The 2,263-nt window shown below is 67.6% G+C and carries 3 protein-coding genes; 1 reads left to right on the top strand and 2 read right to left on the bottom strand.

Annotated elements, in window-relative coordinates:
* Positions 1 to 25: 25 nt before the first annotated feature.
* Positions 26 to 796 (bottom strand): histidine phosphatase family protein, encoded by a 771-nt coding sequence (locus RMP08_RS01765; RefSeq protein ID WP_310467244.1) that lies wholly within the window; start codon positions 794 to 796, stop codon positions 26 to 28.
* Between the two features lie 77 nt (positions 797 to 873).
* Between RMP08_RS01765 and RMP08_RS01760 the strand changes: the two genes are divergently transcribed.
* A complete protein-coding gene (locus RMP08_RS01760; RefSeq protein WP_310467243.1) occupies positions 874 to 1,959 on the top strand; it encodes a hypothetical protein in 1,086 nt (361 codons plus the stop codon).
* Here RMP08_RS01760 and RMP08_RS01755 read toward each other — a convergent pair.
* Positions 1,960 to 2,263 (bottom strand): UDP-galactopyranose mutase (locus tag RMP08_RS01755; protein ID WP_310467242.1); only part of this gene is annotated, 304 nt, incomplete at its 5' end.

Below are 2,263 nucleotides of genomic sequence, written 5' to 3'. Positions count from 1 at the left end.
GCGCGGGTCAGCGGCGCGGGTTTGCTCACCGCGATCCCGCCACCGCGTCGGGCGCCGAGGTCTTGGCCGCGCCTTCGGCCTCGAGCGGCGTATCGTGGTTCCACAGCGCCAGCTCGGGCACGCACATCCCGTCGGCGTCCTCGGCGAAATCATAGGCGCAGATGCCGCAGTTGAGCACTTCGGCCTGCTTGTCGATGGCGAGGATCTGCGCTTCGTCGAGCTCCTCCAAAATATAGCGCATGCACAGCACCACGACCTGGTGGCACACCACCAGCACGCGGCGGTTGCAGTAATGCAGGTTGATCGTGTTCATCGCCGAGCGCAGCCGCAGGATGACGTCGGCCCAGCTCTCGCCGCCCGGTGCTCGGTGGTAGAATTTGCCGAGCATCGCGCGGTGCGCGGCTTCCTCGGGGTATTTGTGCTTGATGCCGGCGGTGGTGAGGCGGTCGAACACGCCGAACTCGCGCTCGCGCAGGCGCTCGTCGATGATCGTGCGCGAGGCGCCGCCGGACAGCGCTCCGGCCTTGCAGATCGCCTCGGCGGTCTGGCGCGCGCGGACATAGGGCGAGGACAAGATGACATCGGGCCGCTCGTCGCGCGGCAGCGCGGCGAACCAGCGCCCGGCGGCATCGGCCTGGCGATGGCCGAGCTCGCTCAGCGGCACATCGACATCGCGCATGTCGATCCCGATTTCGAGCGCGCCGGCCTCGTGCGCCGCATCGCGCGCGACATTGCCCTGGCTTTGCCCGTGCCGCACCAGCCACAACCGCGCCGGCCAATTCTGCCGAGTGCCCATGTTTGTTTCCTTGCCAGTCAGCTTGGGGAAAGCATCAAAACGCTTTTCTTTCCATCGCCGAGTGCATGGCGGGTGAGGTGACGATGCGGAAAGCTATAATTGCGGGGATGGTGATCGCGGCGGTGGCATGCGCGCCGGCGATCTCGAACGTGTCGAACGAGGCGCCCGGCGCGGTGGTTGAAGCGTGGGTGCCAACCGGAGCGAAGATCGAGCCGTCGGGCTTCGCGACGATCGAAACCGCATCGCCGGCGCCGGTCACGCCGAATCCGCCCGCCACCGACCGGCCGAAGGACGAGCGCAGTTATTACGCGCGGCTGGCCAATGTCAGCGAGACCGAGGCTGCCAAGCGGCTTGCCGAGCAGGAGAAGTCGCGGCCGCAATTCGAGCGGCTGCTGCGCACGCTGCGGGCGCGCGAGGCGGGCAATTTCACCGACGCGCGGATGATCCACACGCCCGACTGGGCCTATGTGTTTTACTTTAAGCGCGACCCCGAGCGCACGCTGGCCAGGCATACCCGCTACCCGCATTTCAAGGCGGGCCAGGCGCGTTTCTCAACCGCCGAGCTCGACGCCATCGCCAAGCCGTGGGTGACGCGCTTCAACGCCGAGCGGCTTCTCACCGGCTTCGGCACCGACGCCACCTACGGCGAAGTGCGCATGGATCTGGTGGTCAGCGAGGCCGAGTATAAAGCCATCGCCGCGCGGCAAGGCTGGGGCCCGTTGCCCGAGCCGATAAAACTCGAGTTTGCCAAGGGCGCGGCGGGGACTCCGGTGGCGCGCGAAGTGGCGCCACTGGTGCGCATCTTCCCCCACTCCGACCGTGCATTGGGAATCACCAACCAGGCGCTGCTCGGCGGCCGCATCGTCCTGCGCGACGGGTGCCTGTGGGTGACCGGCCCGGCCAAGCCCGACCGGCTCGCTTACTTTCCTCGTGAATTCGGGCTCGGGGTAGATGGCGAAAACTACCTCGCGATCGTCGCTCGCGACGGCAGCGGCAAAATCGTCGGCCGCATCGGCGAGGAGTTCAACTGGGGCGGCCCGATCGGCCTCGCTCCCGATGCCCCGATGGTCGCCGAGCTGCGCGCGGCGTGCGGCAATGCGCCGATCGAGCATGTCGGGATGCTCAGCAGCGCCGCCGCGTTCCGCTCGCGCTACGGCGGCTGATCAGGCCGCCGCCGCTTCCTCGCGCTGCGCGAACTCGGCGTCGAGGCGGCGGAACGTCGCCAGCGCCTGGCCGACGATCTGGTCCATGTTGTAATAGCGGTAGGTCGCCAGCCGGCCGACGAAGGTCACCCCCTCGGTGGCGTCGCCGAGCGCCTCATAACGCTTGAACAGCGCCTGGTTCTCGGGCCGGGGAATTGGGTAATAAGGGTCGCCCTCGGCCGCCGGATATTCATAGGTGATGGTGGTTCGCGGGTGCTGCTGCCCGGTCAAATGCTTATACTCGCTGATCCGCGTGTAGGGCACG

The sequence above is a fragment of the Sphingomonas sp. genome, from assembly GCF_031426035.1.
Lineage (GTDB): Bacteria > Pseudomonadota > Alphaproteobacteria > Sphingomonadales > Sphingomonadaceae > Sphingomicrobium.
Note: the sequence above shows the minus strand (reverse complement) of the source record. Positions and strands in the feature narration are given on the sequence as shown.